The organism is Pseudoalteromonas sp. ABV4_021 (assembly GCF_056159365.1).
This window is the reverse complement of the sequence record NZ_JBSWVB010000001.1, coordinates 2125632-2140761: the sequence shown is the minus strand read 5'-3', so window position 1 is coordinate 2140761 and position 15130 is coordinate 2125632. Positions and strand designations below refer to the sequence as shown.

Here is a 15130-nt window from a genome sequence, read left to right as displayed (position 1 = left end):
GAAGATTGCATCGCAAAAAATTGACTCGTAAAGTCATTTTAAGACATAGTGATAATGTAACATTATTACAAAAAATACTGATAAAAAAGGAAACGCACAATGCGCATTAAAGCGATCGCAGCTGCACTTGCATTTAGTTTTGCAGGCTCAGCATTTGCCGACGAAGGTATGTGGCAACCACATCAATTACCTGAATTAGAAGATATTCTTAAATCAAAAGGCTTAGCAATCGACGCTAAGTCAATCTCAAAGCTTACCGAATTCCCAATGAATGCCGTAATTAGCTTAGGCGGTTGTACAGCATCATTTGTATCGCCAAAAGGTTTAGTTGTTACTAACCACCACTGTGCTTATGGTTCTATTCAGTACAATTCAACTACTGATAACAACATTTTAGAAAATGGCTTTTTAGCAAAAAAACCATCTGAAGACTTACCAGCAGCACCTGGTTCACGTGTGTATGTTACTGAAGAAGTGACTGACGTAACGGCTAACGTAAAAAAAGGCACTGAAACACTTACCGGTAAAGCGCGCTACGAAGCCATTGATGCAAACCGTAAAGCACTTGTTGCTGAATGTGAAGAAGACAAAGGCTACCGTTGTAATGTGTATACCTTCCACGGTGGATTAGAGTATTACCTAATTAAATCGCTTGAAATTAAAGACGTGCGTTTAGCTTACACACCAGCAATGGGTGTAGGTAAATACGGCGGTGATATCGATAACTGGATGTGGCCGCGCCACACAGGTGACTTTGCATTCTATCGTGCATACGTTGGTAAAGATGGCAAACCAGCAGAATTTTCAAAAGATAACGTACCGTTTGAATCTAACTCATTCTTAAGCGTGAGCGCTAAAGGCGTGCAAGAAGGTGACTTTGTGATGGTAACTGGCTACCCAGGCCGTACTAACCGTTACCGCGTATCACCTGAAGTGGATTATGTTTTTAACACTGCATATCCACTTGCGCGCAAGCATAACTCTAAATACGTTGAGCTAATCGAAGAAAATGCACCTGAAGGTTCGCAAGAGCGTATCGCATACGAAAGCACGATTGCTGGCTACAACAACTACATCAAGAACTATGGCTCAATGATTGAAAGCTTCAAAAAAGGTTCTATGTATACGCGTAAGCAACAATTCGAACAAGATTTACAAGCATGGATCAATAGTGATAGCGACCGCAAAGCAAAATACGGCAACGTATTAGCTGATTTAGAAGCGCTTGTTGCAGAGTCTCAAAAGCACAACCAACGCGATCGTATGTTAGGTTACGTTCACCGCTCACAAATGATTTCAACAGCACGTATGTTGTATCGTTTAGCTGTGGAAAAACAAAAGCCAGACGCAGAGCGCGAAAGTGGTTATCAAGAGCGTGACTTACCGCGTATCGAAGCGCGTCTTAAGAGCATGAGCCGTCGTTACGCCGAGCCAGTTGATAAAGCAATTCTACTCCACTTCTTAGAGCTATATGCTGCACTTCCGGCAAATGAGCGTTTAGTTGAAGTTGATAACGCGCTAAGTCTAACCAATGGTTTTGATAAAACAAAACATGCAGCAATGCTAGATGACATGTATGCAAACTCTAAACTGGCTGATGAAAAAGCCCGTTTATGGATGCTGGATTTAGATCTTGCGCAGCTTGATCAAAGTAACGACCCATTCGTGAAATACGCAAAAGCGATTTTCAGTGTAATGAAGTCAATTGAAGATCAAGATAAAGAGCTTGTAGGTAAAATGCAGGCGGCTCGCCCAGCATTAATGGAAGCGATTATTGCGTACAACAAATCACTTGATAAGCCAGTATACGCAGATGCAAACAGCACATTACGCGTAACTTACGGTACAGTGGGTGGTTACTCACCGCAAGACGGACTAGTTGCAACGCCGTTTACTTCACTTGAAGGTCTGCTTGCGAAAAATACCGATGTTGAACCATTTAACTCACCGAAGAAGCAAAACGACTTAATCAAGCAAAAGCAATACGGTGATTACACAGGTGGTATGAACACTGTACCTGTTAACTTCTTGTCAAATGTTGATACAACAGGTGGTAACTCAGGCTCACCAACGCTTAACGGTAAGGCAGAACTTGTTGGTTTACTGTTTGACGGTGTTTACGAAAGTATCATTGGTGACTGGGATTACGATGCAAACTTAAATCGTTCAATCCACGTAGATTCACGTTATATGCTTTGGGTTATGGACAAGGTTGATAACGCGCAGAATTTACTAGATGAAATGAAGATTGTGCGTTAAACAATCTTTCTATGACCCATCCTAGCATGGGTTGACACTTTTAATATTAAAACGCTCGATGCACTTCATCGGGCGTTTTGTATTTTAAAGCCGTGTGTGGCCTTCTTTGATTATAGATATCAATGGATTGTTTCACCATTTTCGCAGCTTCTTCCAAGTTATTAGGCTTTGTCAGTAAATACTCGTTTTTCAGTATACCGTTTACGCGTTCCGCCAAGGCATTTTGGTAGCAGTCATATCCATCTGTCATTGAGCACGTTATGCCATATTCTTCGTGTATGCGTTGGTATTCATGTGAGCAATATTGAATACCTCTATCTGAATGATGGATAAGAGGTGAAGTGACTTTTCTATTTTTTAACGCTTGTTTAAACGCCTGTTTTACTGAACTCGTTTTTAAATTATCACTTAGGCTATAACCCACTATTTTTCTAGAGTAAGCATCTGTTACTAGACTTAGATAGGACTCGCATTCTTTCGTTGGCAGGTAAGTGATATCCGCCACCCATAATTGCTCTGGACGAGTTAATTCAATCCCATCTTTTATGATGTTTGGGTGTTTATAAAATCGATGCAGACTCTGTGTTGTTCGGTGATAGGCGCGCTTAGTTAGCACTAATAAGCGGTTTACTCTCAGTAAGGCAAACAAGTGGTCTCGGCCAATGTGTAGCTCTGACTGTTGCATTATGTACTGTAACTTTCTGGTACCAATGCGAGGATGAGTCATCCGCTGTGCCTTTACGAACGATAATACTCGTTGCTCAAACTGCTCTTTTATTACCGCCACTTTACAGCGTTTATAATAAGCTTGTCGTGTTATACCCAAGTACTTACACGCCTTGGTCACTGACAGTTTGGCTATGACTTTTGATTCAACAACCTGTCGCGTTGCTTTTTTGTGATACGTACCCCAAAGTCTTTATCAAGCACATCGACAATTTTCTCGAAGAACTCGGCTTTTAACTTGGTATCTTCTAACTCTTTCTCAAGGGCTTTAATCTTTTGCTCTGGTGTTAAATCTTTAGGCTCTGACATACCGGTAGCCTCACTCATGTGATTAGGTGTTCCCTTACTCCAATCTAGTCGACCATGCTTACGAAGCCAAACTAAAACTGTTGAAGCACCTTGGATACCATAGTGGTCTTGCGCTTGTTTGTATGTACACTCGCCTTTTTCTACTTTTTCCACAATTGATAATTTAAAGGCAAGTGAATAATCTTTTTGAGTTCTCTTAGATATAGGGTTCATAACATTCTCCAAATTTAAGTTGGAAAAGTGTCAACCGTATTTAGGACTGGTCACTACTAAATTAAAAAGGAGGCGTATGCCTCCTTTTTTTATGAGGTAAACACAATGCAATTAAAATGGATTGACTCACAACACATTGCGCTGGCGCTACTTGATGAACACCCCAGCGTTGACCCACGTGAAATTAGGTTTACCGATTTGCGTGATTGGGTGCTTGCGTTAGAAGATTTCGATGACGATCCAAGCCATTGTGGAGAACGAATATTAGAAGCAATTCAAATGGCTTGGATTGAGGAATATGACTAAATAACTTAGGCTAAACTATGAAAAAGCTCTTCCGTATCTTCTTTTATATCTTGGTAATCTTCTTCATCAAGGTCGAGCACCGTTAACACTTTCTCTTGCATATCAGGCCAATCAGGTGAATGCACAAAGCGACGATTTACGTGCACTATGTCTTCAGCCATTTTCAGTGTTGCGTAGGTGAGTTGGTCTTGGCTAAAAGTAGGTGTGTCTAAATACGCATCGTCATGATGACGTAATATAAGTTGGCAAATATTCTTTGGAAGGTTCCAACTGGTAGCCAAAAAGTAACCGATCACCGCATGATTTGTACGGTACGCCGCTTCTTCACGTGCAACAAGAGATAGATGGTAATTGCGGTTAGACTCTTCCAGTACATCAACATAATTAGCGTAGTTCATCGCCATCGCAGGAATGCCGGCATCGTGAAATAACCCCACCATATGCAAATTTTCAGTTGGCACTTTTGCTTTAAGCTTTTTACCAATCAAGGTTGAGACAGCTGCGATTTCGCTTGCGGTATCCCAAAAGCGCTCTAGTCGAATGCAGCATTTGTCTTGATCAAACGCTTTTTCAAGTAAAAAACCTGTCACTAAATTAGTTATGCCTTCCAAACCTAAAAACATAACAGCTTGTTTAATATCGGTTATTGTTCTGGCAAGGCCGTAATAAGGGGAATTAATAACCTTTAATACCATAGCGGCAATGGCTACATCACCAGCCACAATGTTGGCAATATTGTTAAGTTCTGGCGAATCACTATTTAATTCAGTCTGCAGTGATTGCAGTAATTCAGGTTTTGGGGGAATCGTAAAGCCAGATTCTAGATCAGTAAGAACCTTACTATCAATTTCGATCATTATAAGCACCTTAATCAACGAGTGGCGCCATTATACTTGGTCTTTATTTCTCATGTTAGAGCCAAATCAAAGGAATTACGTTTATCATTATCAAATATTTAAGCATAATAGAACGCTAATTTGTTCAATTATAAATTTTAGGCTTGGTTTTGCGAAAGTTACTCTTCATATTACTGATTTTCCCGCTTTTTTGTTACGGTGAATGGCTATCCGATGAACAAGCAATTATGGGCACATCCGTCAAAATAACACTTTGGCATCATGATAAAAGCCTTGGTGAAGCCGCCATTAACGCCGTTTTTGATGAAATGGAACGAATTAATCAGCTAATGAGCCCCTACATAAGTAGCAGTGAGCTTTACCGTGTGAATAAAAATGCGGCAATCCAACCAGTTAAAATCAGTAATGAGTTATATTTATTAATCAAACAAGCCCAACTAATTTCAGCACAAAGCAACGGTGCATTTGATATTACCTTTGCCAGTGTTGGCTTTTTATATAATTATCGCGAGCGTATTTCACCCAGTAATCAGGTGCGAGACACCAACCAAGCCTTAATCGATTATCGTCAAGTTGAGCTAAACGACAAAAATCAAACAGTGTATTTTAAGCAGCAGGGCATGAAAATTGATTTAGGCGGCATTGCAAAAGGCTACGCTGTTGATAATGCCATTTCTATTTTACAGAGTCAGGGTATCGATTCGGCGTTGGTGAGTGCTGGTGGGGATACCAAAGCACTTGGCAAACACGGAGGTAGGCCTTGGTTACTCGCCATTCAAGATCCACGTAAGAAAGGCAAACACGCGATTCAATTACCGATGGAGAATGAGGCCATTTCTACCTCGGGCGATTACGAACGTTACTTCATTCAAGATGGCGTGCGCCACCATCATATTATTGACCCAAAAACCGGCCATTCAGCTGCTAAAGTACAAAGTGTATCAATTATCGGTCAGAAAGGTGTGATGACAGATGCGCTGTCGACCAGCGTTTTTGTACTTGGAGTGAAGGATGGTTTGGCATTGATAAATTCAATGCCAAATTTTGAAGCGTTAATTATTGATAAAGACCGCAAACTGCACTTTTCAAGTGGTTTGTTAGCCCATTAGAGAGGCGTTGCCGGTGTATTTGCGATTACGCAATCGGCTCGAACGCAATTAAGCTGTCCATTAATCTGGCGTTACCTAAGCCATGCATCGGGAATAAATTAGCAAAATTGCCTTGCTCACCATGCAGTGCCATGTAATTGAGAATAACGGTTTCAACCAGTAAGTTAACATTGTTGGCAGCAGGTCCCGATGCGGTTTCTACCGACGCATCACGGCGCATATAACCAATTTGCTGGCGCTTAGCTTGTTGCTCTGGTGTGGCACCCAATAATTGTGGCGTGCCTTGGGGGTTATAGACCAAGAAGAACGACGCTGAGGTTGATGAGTTGTCGCCTGTCCAAACACCTTTACCGCGGCCAAATTCCGAATCGTCTATCATACCGTTACTGGCAACAGAGCCATCACTGTAAACATACATCATTAGTGGCACGCCAAGTCTTGCGGCATATTCTAAACATGCGCCCATACAACGTCCTGCACGTAAATCACGAATTTCACCGGTCGCTCTGTCACCGGTGTGATAGTCAAATCCACCCATAGTGATAGTACCTGCGCCGGCGTAACCGTTAAGTACTAACTTCATAATCGAGGCTGTTTTTCTAAACTCACCATCTTGGTTAAGTTCTTCGGCAGTAAAAATAGCGTTGTCACCGGTGATCAGAGGATCTGTCATCGGATTTAAATTGTCTGGATTACCAAAACGGTCGGTAATATCTGCAGTTTTAACGTAACCGCAGCGTACCAAGTCTTTCAGTACATCATCGCGGCTTATTTGAGTGCTTACGCTGTTTAGCTTCATATCACTAATGCGTTGAATGGACTCCATCACCGCAACGGCATCACTTTGGTCAAGTAAACCAACCAAATCACCGGTATCGACAAGGCCTGTTACATCGCTGGGCCTGTCTATTTTGGTAGGGCGTTTGGCCGCATCAAATAAACTATCGGGTGACATGGAGTTCGCACCGGAGTCGGAGTTACGAGAACCGACTAAACTCAGCAGTGAGCCATCGGCGCCAACACGGTTTATGCCAAACATAGGGTTATGTGGGTTAGTGCCGGTATCATTTTCAGACCGTGCTGGGATCACCGCACCATTAATATTGGCGCGATTAGTCACGGATACTTTTTCAAGTATGCCTTGTAAAAATTGACTGTCTGAGTGAAATGCCAATCCCAGTTCACTATTAACAAAATCGCTTAACCCAGTTTGTGCATTCGCGATTGGTGGGATCATATCGCCCGGTAAACCGAGTTTGCTGTAGCCTTCGGTCGATAAAAAATCCATTTGCCCGTTGGGTCCACCAACCAGTACATTTGAGCCAGCAATGTTTGCGCCTCCGGCCAAATCAAAGCAAATAAAGGGGATTTTTCCAGCGCCAGCGGTGGCGATACCACAACTTTGTTTCAGCGCTTCTAAATCACTGGAAAGTGTACTTTGTGCTTGCAGTGGGCTTGAGAATAAACTAAACAGTGAACCACTAAAAAACGTGCCTAACCCTGCGGCAAACCCCTGTGCGATAAAATCGCGACGGCTGATTGGTTTACTGTGATCTTGGTGCAGTAATGGTGTATCTGGGTTGAGAATATGATTTTGTTTTTTCATAACATTTCCATTACTTAATTATTGTTGCTGCGCTGCCAACGATTGCTGAGCAGCTAGCTTTAGCGATAATTAAAGTACGCGCAGCATCACAGTCTTGAGGGCAGCGGTTTAAGCGCTGAATAAGTGTGTTTAATTCTTGTTGCATGCTGTCGTATTGCGGCGCTGATGCGAGTTCTTGGCCAAGCAAATAATGCGATAATCCGGAGCTAAATTGCAAAGTGCGCTCAGGCGTAAATGCCATATTGGGTGTTGCATTAAAGTCGAAATCTGCAAATGCGTTTGCACGCAGAGCCTGATCGTCGATAAACGCGCTACAGTACTTAATTGCTAATTGTGAAATCGCCATTTGGTTAGCTGCAACAAAACCATCAAGTGTATTTACGGTAGGCAACTGTTGTTTTAACTGTTCATAGGTTTGCACTATTTCAGCAAGTTTTGTACTTACCCCCGTCATTTGCGCCATTGAAAAGTTAATTTCAGAAAATGCTTTTATACCGATATCACTGCTGAGCTCAGCTGGAAATTCAATGGGGAAAGGCGGTAATTCACCTGGCACTCTGACAAATTGGTGTTCTCCCAGTACATCAAACGACAAAAAGAACTCATCGGTATTGGGACCTTGTTCCAGGGGAATTAAACTGCCCAAGCGTGAAAGCGGCTGCCCAGTTTGACTTGAATAATTACTGCCTAGGGTTGTTTTAAGGTTTGCAAAGCTTTGTCCTAATGGGCTTTCTTTGCCGTTAATGCCAATGCGTATGCCTTCAAGTGCAATGGCTTGTGGTGATACGTTGCTATCAAGTGACAAGAAAAATGGTTCTTTAAACAAGTAGCTATAACTATCGAATTGACTCACTTCTGCAATAATGTAACTGCGCGGTAAGTCTATTAAATCGCTTACAGAGAATAATAAAAAGAATTTTTCACCAACCCCCACATCGTAGTTTTGAGCAATTTGTTCAGGCGTAATCGCGCGATTGTGAAGGGCCATCATGCGCACTTGACCACGCCATTTAAAATTACTGCTGGTTTCACTGCCAACGACAAGGGCAAAGCTTGCATCCCAATTAGACAGTACGCCTTGATTATCTTCTTGTTGCGATATCAAGTTGCCATTAACGTAAATGCGTTTGCCATTGACTGGATCAAAGGTCAGTACCACATGCTGTAAGGTAGCTTGCAGTACTTCATCATTATTTGTCGTTGATAACATTGGCTCGCCATTACTGCTGGTGGTGTTATCACGTAATAAAAAGTCGTAGTTATAAAGTGTTTGGCCGAGCGTAAAGTTACGACGATCGTCACCCCCTGAATAACTAATAATCCGTGCAGGGCCTTCTTGCGTCACGTTGTCAGGTACAAGCCATGCTTCAAGGCTAAATTCACCTGTGGCTGTAAGCATTTTGTGTAGTTTCGCGCTCGCGCTAGTTGATGCTTGCGCGCGGCCTCCATTTAGCTTAATGCCCCAACCACCAACCCAAGAGACATCGCCATTAAAGGTTAAGTTAGCAGCTGGCTCAACGCCACTGGTGTCGTAGGCAGTATACCCTTGGCCTGATTTGAATTCCCACTTTGCAATAATGTGTTGTTCAAAACGGTTACCATTGTTAGCAACAATGCCTTCGGTGAGTTTTAATGCTTTGCTGAGCACTAATGCATCATCAACTTGGTTCGTTGGAATTGTATCGGCCATTTGCGTAATGGCTTCTTGCATAAGGGCTGCATCGCTTTCGCAATCGGACCAGCAGTTATGAAATTCGCTGCCTAAACGTAGTACAAAACGTGATAATTCAGGTTGGTTTAAATCTATTTTTGCTTGTGCAACTTGATAAGCAGCGTCTGCATTGGGCTCAGCAAAGTAGGGCGCTACAGGAAATGCCGCACTGCTACTGTGGCAGTTTGCACAGTTTTGCTGCAAAATCGGGTGAACATACGTGGTAAATAATGCACTTGATGCAGGAAAGCTTTTACTGCTGCCGGGGACTTTTAGAATTGGGTCGTCAAAGTCGATGGTGGTCGCAGTGTTATCTGTTTGCGCCCATTCGCTTATCCACGTAGTAAGGATATCGGCACATACGCTATCGCTTTGTTGCCAACAGTTATGACCACCTGCCACTTTTGTTACTAGCAATGAGTCTTTTGGTGAGGTTAAATTGATGAACCCATTAATTGCGCCATAGGCAAGGTTTATATCGTCGCGTCTTGCAAATTGCGGGGATTGACCTTGTTCATTATGGCAAGCACCACATTTATCATTGCCAACAAGGTTATCCCAAACAGCTATCTTAAATTTTTGTATATCTGCGGTTTCCGCTGCAGGCCCTGAATAAACAAACTCTCCCGAATCATCAATAGGGGGTTTTGGCTGCTCTTTTACTTCAGAATCTGAGCCACAGCCACTCAGTAATGCCATTAGCAAAAGCGATAAAAAAATGCGCATATTAATCTCCTTTGCAATAGTTGGCAGTTGCAGCAAACACGGTTTTTAGTTTGTAGCCTGAGTTTTTAAACGTATCGGTAATTGTTGCGAGTGTGGTTGCATCTTGTTGATTTTGTACTTTGCGTAAACACACTTTTTCAAACACTTTACTTACTTGGCAACTGGCAAATTGCTCACTGTAGGCGATTTCTTTACCTAAGCTTTTTGCGCCATTACCGCTTCCTGAAAGTTGTTCATCCCAACCCAAACGGCGGTTTAACCCTTGTCGCCAATAGTTGTCCCATTTATCGGATTCAGTAATAAAGCCAAACTTAAATGTTTCGTTATTGATATGGTATTTATCTTGCACAGTATTGGCCTGGTAACTCAATTGACCATTCTCGCCAGTAAGATCGTTATCGCGATCGTACTCGAAATTATAATAAGCATAGGCTTGCGCCATGGGGTCCATACCTGAATGGCAACCGCTGCAAGAGTTCATAAAAATGCGGCTATCGCCCCCAGGACTGCGGCTGACATCTTGGCGAATGCGGTTAGTTGCAATGCTGGTATCTTTGAGTGCGTCTAGGTCGGTACACATATGATTGATAAAGGTATAGCGAAACATCGCCCTGTTTGTGCCAGCAATAAAAAATGCTTTACTGGCAGCACGCGACGTAATTACGCCGCTCGTCGCTTCAATGGGTAAATTAGTCACGCTTGATTGTGTTTGTCGCGTCAGCGTGTCTTTTAAATTAAGTGCGCTTTGCTCAAGTGCAGCGTAATGATCGTTATTACTGATTGAATAATTCGGCACGTTAGCACTTGCGGCAGCCGTATAAATAATGTCGTCAAATAATATGGTACGAAAATCTAAGTCATCCCTTACCACGCCCATAATGGTGGCGGTGTAGTCGTTGAGCGGCTGGTGTACATCAAAGTCGCGATTGGTCCACGGTGTCACCCAATCTTTTAAAGTCACGCGGTAAAAAGCGTCATTCTCCATAGCGAGCTTAGCGGCGTCATCGCCTTTACCGGCTTCAAGCAAACTGACCATATTTTCAAGCACAGTAGCGCTCGGTGATACGCCTGTTAAACGGGTATGTATACGATTGGCTTGCTCTTCAACACCAGCAAATGCGGAACTTGCGCTCATCGCTAAGATCAGTACTAGCGCTTTACTTAATAAATGGGGGGTAGATGTATTGTGTGATAATTGCATATCCATTTTGCTAGTTGACCTTGGTAGAGGTACGCATGTTAACATTGTTAATGCGTAAACAGTAAAGAAAAGTTATTGTAAAAATATCTTTGCGTGCAATAATATTATATTGCTAATTTTTCATTCTAAAATAATACTAAATAATTAATTTGTTTGGTGGTGCTTTAGGGTTTTGTTTTTATAGGGATAGGGAAGTGAGTAAGCTGCTAAAATTATTTGTACTGTTATTGCTAACAGGATGCGGCAGTGACGTTGTTGAGCAGCAACCACAAGTACAAGATCCAATCGCTGAAGAAGTTCCCCTTGCATTTGTTATTCGTGATAGCAGTGAAGCTGTTAGTTTTTCGTTAGCCGACCCAACGCTTTTTAACCCCGGAGCTGCGCTTTATTTAAAAAAACTTGCGGGTGTTGATGCGCCGTTAGTAAATATTTCTAGCACATTGTTCGAACAGCCTATTGATATTAAACACGTGTCGGCATCAGCCGATGGCAATAAATTGGTGTTTAGTTTACGTGCGCCAGAGCTTGAAGATGCTTCTGATGATATGCAGCCGAAGTGGAATATTTGGCTTTATGACGTTGTAAGCGACAAGGCGACAAAACTAATTAACGATGAATTGATTGCAGAAGAAGGCGATGACTTATTCCCCGTTTTCCTGCCAGATGGTCGTATTTTATTTAGCTCTAACCGACAGCAAGGTAACAAAGCCCGCCTGCTTGATGAAGGCAAACCTCAATATCAGGCACTAAGCGACAACTTTCGTGAAAAAGCACTCACACTGCATGTTATGGAACAAGATGGTAGTGATATTAAGCAAATATCGTATAGCCAAGGTCACGACCTTTATCCTCACGTATTACAAAGTGGTAAAATTGCGTTTGTAAGGTATGAACATCGAGGCCGCAATCGTGGCTTACATATTTATCAAATAGATTCAGATGGTAAGCAGTTAGAGCTGATATTTGGCGCCCACTCTGATTATCCAAATGACTTGGCGATAGCAAGTTTACAGCAAGCACCTAATGGACAACTAGTGATTGGTTTACGTGGTGGTGACAGTGAGTTACCAAGTACCGACTTTTACTATCTCGACACTGAACAATATATGGATAATGGGCGTTTTCATGATGGTAATGAAACTCAGCAGTCCGCGTTTAGTTCATCATTGTTCGCATTAAGTCCGCCAGAAGGCGAACTGGCACTTACCGGTAAGTACCACTGGTTTACTCCTATTTTTGATGAATCCCAACGCAGTCTTGTGGTGTGGAGTCAGTGTCAGGTTGTCGACCCAAATAATAGTGATAATGTAATTCCCTGCACTGAGGCCTTGTTAAACGATGAAAACACGCAAGCCGCCTCTGATTTATTTGGCTTGTGGATTTACGATGAAACCACTAAAACACAAAAACCTGTTGTGTTAGCTGAACAAAATAAATTAATTGAAGAAGTGGTGGTGCTTGAATCGAAAAACGCACCACTGGAGACTGAATACCCGTCGGATTTAAGTTTGCAAAACGAACAGATGGGGAGCATTCATATTCGCAGTGTGTACGATTTTTCCGGTGAAGATACAGCAAACCCAAATATTACAACCATTTCAGATCCGAGCGTCAATGCTGAACGCGTTTATGCGGTACGTGTAATAAAGCCAGTGTCTATTCCAGATAGAAATGAATATAACTTTTCTAATGCATTGTTTGGCCGAAGTCGTGGTCAGTCAATGCGCGATATTTTGGGTTATGCGCCTGTTGCCCCGGATGGTTCGGTGTATGTCAAAGTGCCAGCCGATGTACCGTTTTCCCTTGAATTATTAAATCGTGATGGCCAGCGTATTAGTGGCCGTCACGAAAGCTGGCTGCAGCTAAAAGCGGGTGAAACACGCACTTGTAATGGGTGCCACCAAAGTACCAATGAATTGCCACATGGTAAGGTTGCACAGCAACACAGTATTAATTTAGGCGCCGTCTCTAACAGTTGGGTGGGGAGTTTTGGTGATATTGACGCACAAATTGGTGAAACTATGGCGCAAAGCTTTGCCCGTGTTGTTGGCTTACCCTCGCTGAGCCCCGAGCCAATTTTCCCAGATATTTGGCGCGAAGGTATTGCCGCAGAGGTTGATTTATCAGGCAGCTTGCTAAGCCTTGAAACGGCATCACCACTTACTGATGCGTGTGCACAAAATTGGACAAACCTATGCCGCTTATCGATTCATTTTCCCGAGCATATTGCGCCACTGTTTGCATTATCACGACCTCAACTCGATGCAAATGGCGATGAAGTGGTAAATTTCCGCTGTTTAAATTGCCATATTACAAGCGATGAAAATGGCGATACGCAAATACCTGCAGCACAGTTAGATTTAAGCTTGTCGCCTTCAAATGAGAATAACCAGCATGCAATCGCCTACCGTGAACTGTTTTTTAACGACAACGAACAAGAATTGGTCGACGGCATTTTGATTGATAAATTAGTCGATAGACTCGATGAAAACGGCAATCCAGTTTATTTAGTCGATGAAGACGGTAATTTAATTTTAGATGAAGACGGTAACCCGATTATTGAGCAGGTTACAGTCACAATTCGCCCTGCATTGAGTGTGGCCGGCGCCGCTGCAAATTCGCGCTTTAATACGTTGTTCACTGCAGCAGGCAGCCATGCAAACTATTTATCAAAGGCGGAAAAGTCGCTGCTTTGGCAGTGGCTCGACATCGGTGCGCAATACGCCAACAGCCCATTTTACAGTGAGGAAGAGTAATGACGAAGTGGCTCTTACTATTGGCATTACTGTTTAGTTTTCAAACGGCTGCGCAATCACTAAAACTAGCAGTAAAAGAACCGTTTTTAAATATTCATAGCGGCGCAGGGCGCGGTTACCCGATTATTTATGTCGCAGAAAAAAACGAAACCATTACGGTTATTAAGCGCCATACATCTTGGTATTTAATTTCCCTCGAAAATGGGCAACAAGGCTGGGCAAAACAACAAGAGTTGGTTGAAACCTTAACATTAGACGGTAAGCCTTTTTTAGTGACCGACGCAACGCTTGATGCATTTGAAAACCAGACATTTAGCTTTGGTATTGGTCTTGGCCAGTTGGAAGGTGTAAATAGCCAGTCAGTTAATGCGAGTTGGCGTTTTACGCGTCATTTATCAAGTCAATTAGAATACAGCTATGCACTTGGTTCAGTGGCAAAAAATCAACTAGTTGATTTATCGGTTTTCCATCACCCATTTCCCCACTGGCGCTTTTCACCTTATTTAGGCATTGGTGCAGGTCAGGTTTGGACAACGCCAAAAACCCCGATTATTGGTGGTGGCGATGAAACCAGACAGTCAGACTTATTAAGCGCCACTGTGGGCTTAAACACATATATTACCAGTCGTTTTGTCTTTAAAGCAGAATACAAACGTTTTAGCGCACTTACCGAGCGTGATGTTACAGAGGATTTAGAGTTGTGGAAATTAGGTATCACGGTATTTTTCTAACGGCGTTAGCAACCTTAGCATTGACTTTTTCAGCGCCAAGTAACGCAAATAATGAGCAACAAGTAAGCCCAGTTGTTGACCCGCAAATAGCACGTACCGATATAGAAGAAGCGCAGATAGATAGCGATGATTTTGAATTGGGCGTTTATGGTGGCGTTATCTCAATTGCTGACTTTTCATCGACTTCGCTGGTGGGTGCAAAGTTGGCGTATCACATCAATGAAGACTTTTTTAGCTATTTTAAATACGGCACAGCAACTGCCGGAGAGACAAGCTACGAAAAGCTTAGCGGTGGCGCGAAACTATTGACAGATGAAGAGCGCGATTATCAGTTACTAGATTTAGGTATCGGTTATAACCTTAAAGGCGAAACCTTTGTGTCACAAAACCTCACGCTTAATAGTGCTTACTATTTTACGTTAGGCGCAGGCACAACCGAGTTTGGTGGTGACGACCGTTTTACGGTATCTGTTGGTGCGGGTTACCGCATGTTGCTGAACGATTTTGTCACGGTGCAAATCGATATGACCGACTACGTATTTGAAAGCGACATTTTAGGTGATCCTGAAACTGTTCATAACTTCGCATTTACACTTGGCTTAAGTGTTTATTTCTAAGGT

Annotated in this window: 11 protein-coding genes; 6 read left to right on the top strand and 5 right to left on the bottom strand. The window is 42.6% G+C overall.

Features of this window, described 5'->3' with window-relative positions; all coding sequences use genetic code 11:
• The first annotated feature begins 99 nt into the window (after window positions 1–99).
• A complete protein-coding gene (locus ACXAFE_RS09995; RefSeq protein ID WP_475151878.1) occupies window positions 100–2259 on the top strand; it encodes a S46 family peptidase in 2160 nt (719 codons plus the stop codon).
• Between the two features lie 46 nt (window positions 2260–2305).
• On the opposite strand, the gene ACXAFE_RS09990 is transcribed toward ACXAFE_RS09995, so the two are convergent.
• Window positions 2306–3507 (bottom strand): IS3 family transposase gene (locus ACXAFE_RS09990; RefSeq protein ID WP_475149860.1). Its coding sequence is split into 2 segments (ribosomal slippage): window positions 2306–3159 and window positions 3159–3507, totalling 1203 coding nucleotides; the frame shifts between segments, so codons are not numbered across the junction.
• 105 nt (window positions 3508–3612) lie between these two features.
• Between ACXAFE_RS09990 and iscX the strand changes: the two genes are divergently transcribed.
• Window positions 3613–3813: a Fe-S cluster assembly protein IscX gene (gene iscX, locus ACXAFE_RS09985; protein WP_475151876.1), complete on the top strand. Its 201-nt coding sequence runs from the start codon at window positions 3613–3615 to the stop codon at window positions 3811–3813.
• Between the two features lie 5 nt (window positions 3814–3818).
• Here iscX and ACXAFE_RS09980 read toward each other — a convergent pair whose 3' ends face one another.
• Window positions 3819–4670, bottom strand: a complete 852-nt coding sequence (locus ACXAFE_RS09980) for an HDOD domain-containing protein (RefSeq protein WP_475151872.1) — start codon at window positions 4668–4670, stop codon at window positions 3819–3821.
• A 149-nt stretch (window positions 4671–4819) separates the two neighbouring features.
• On the opposite strand from ACXAFE_RS09980, the gene ACXAFE_RS09975 reads away from it, so the two are divergent.
• Window positions 4820–5779, top strand: coding sequence for an FAD:protein FMN transferase (locus tag ACXAFE_RS09975; protein ID WP_475151870.1), 960 nt, complete (start codon window positions 4820–4822; stop codon window positions 5777–5779).
• Window positions 5780–5804: 25 nt separating this feature from the next.
• On the opposite strand, the gene ACXAFE_RS09970 is transcribed toward ACXAFE_RS09975, so the two are convergent.
• From ACXAFE_RS09970 to ACXAFE_RS09960, 3 genes are read right to left on the bottom strand one after another with little or no spacing between them, the layout of a single operon-like run.
• Window positions 5805–7385, bottom strand: a complete 1581-nt coding sequence (locus ACXAFE_RS09970) for a hypothetical protein (RefSeq protein ID WP_475151867.1) — start codon at window positions 7383–7385, stop codon at window positions 5805–5807.
• Window positions 7386–7395: 10 nt separating this feature from the next.
• The gene (locus tag ACXAFE_RS09965; RefSeq protein ID WP_475151866.1) at window positions 7396–9822 is read right to left on the bottom strand and encodes a LamG domain-containing protein; all 2427 of its coding nucleotides are present in this window, start codon (window positions 9820–9822) and stop codon (window positions 7396–7398) included.
• Window position 9823: 1 nt separating this feature from the next.
• The gene (locus ACXAFE_RS09960) at window positions 9824–11023 is read right to left on the bottom strand and encodes a hypothetical protein (protein WP_475151865.1); all 1200 of its coding nucleotides are present in this window, start codon (window positions 11021–11023) and stop codon (window positions 9824–9826) included.
• A 194-nt stretch (window positions 11024–11217) separates the two neighbouring features.
• Here ACXAFE_RS09960 and ACXAFE_RS09955 point away from each other — a divergent pair, with 194 nt between their 5' ends.
• Genes ACXAFE_RS09955 through ACXAFE_RS09945 form a run of 3 tightly spaced genes read left to right on the top strand, consistent with a single transcriptional unit; the run spans window position 11218 to window position 15127 of the window.
• Complete coding sequence (locus ACXAFE_RS09955) at window positions 11218–13779, top strand: HzsA-related protein (RefSeq protein ID WP_475151860.1); 2562 nt, start codon at window positions 11218–11220, stop codon at window positions 13777–13779.
• Window positions 13779–14510: an SH3 domain-containing protein gene (locus tag ACXAFE_RS09950; RefSeq protein ID WP_475151857.1), complete on the top strand. Its 732-nt coding sequence runs from the start codon at window positions 13779–13781 to the stop codon at window positions 14508–14510. Before ACXAFE_RS09955 ends, ACXAFE_RS09950 begins: the two co-directional genes overlap by 1 nt.
• Window positions 14480–15127, top strand: a complete 648-nt coding sequence (locus ACXAFE_RS09945; RefSeq protein ID WP_475151853.1) for an outer membrane beta-barrel domain-containing protein — start codon at window positions 14480–14482, stop codon at window positions 15125–15127. Before ACXAFE_RS09950 ends, ACXAFE_RS09945 begins: the two co-directional genes overlap by 31 nt.
• Window positions 15128–15130: the final 3 nt, after the last annotated feature.

Bases quoted from the DNA above. Each gene is read 5' to 3' on its own strand.
- ACXAFE_RS09995 (WP_475151878.1), top strand. From the start codon at position 100: ATGCGCATTAAAGCGATCGCAGCTGCACTTGCATTTAGTTTTGCAGGC.
- iscX (WP_475151876.1), top strand. From the start codon at position 3,613: ATGCAATTAAAATGGATTGACTCACAACACATTGCGCTGGCGCTACTT.
- ACXAFE_RS09980 (WP_475151872.1), bottom strand. From the start codon at position 4,670: ATGATCGAAATTGATAGTAAGGTTCTTACTGATCTAGAATCTGGCTTT.
- ACXAFE_RS09970 (WP_475151867.1), bottom strand. From the start codon at position 7,385: ATGAAAAAACAAAATCATATTCTCAACCCAGATACACCATTACTGCAC.
- ACXAFE_RS09965 (WP_475151866.1), bottom strand. From the start codon at position 9,822: ATGCGCATTTTTTTATCGCTTTTGCTAATGGCATTACTGAGTGGCTGT.
- ACXAFE_RS09960 (WP_475151865.1), bottom strand. From the start codon at position 11,023: ATGCAATTATCACACAATACATCTACCCCCCATTTATTAAGTAAAGCG.
- ACXAFE_RS09950 (WP_475151857.1), top strand. From the start codon at position 13,779: ATGACGAAGTGGCTCTTACTATTGGCATTACTGTTTAGTTTTCAAACG.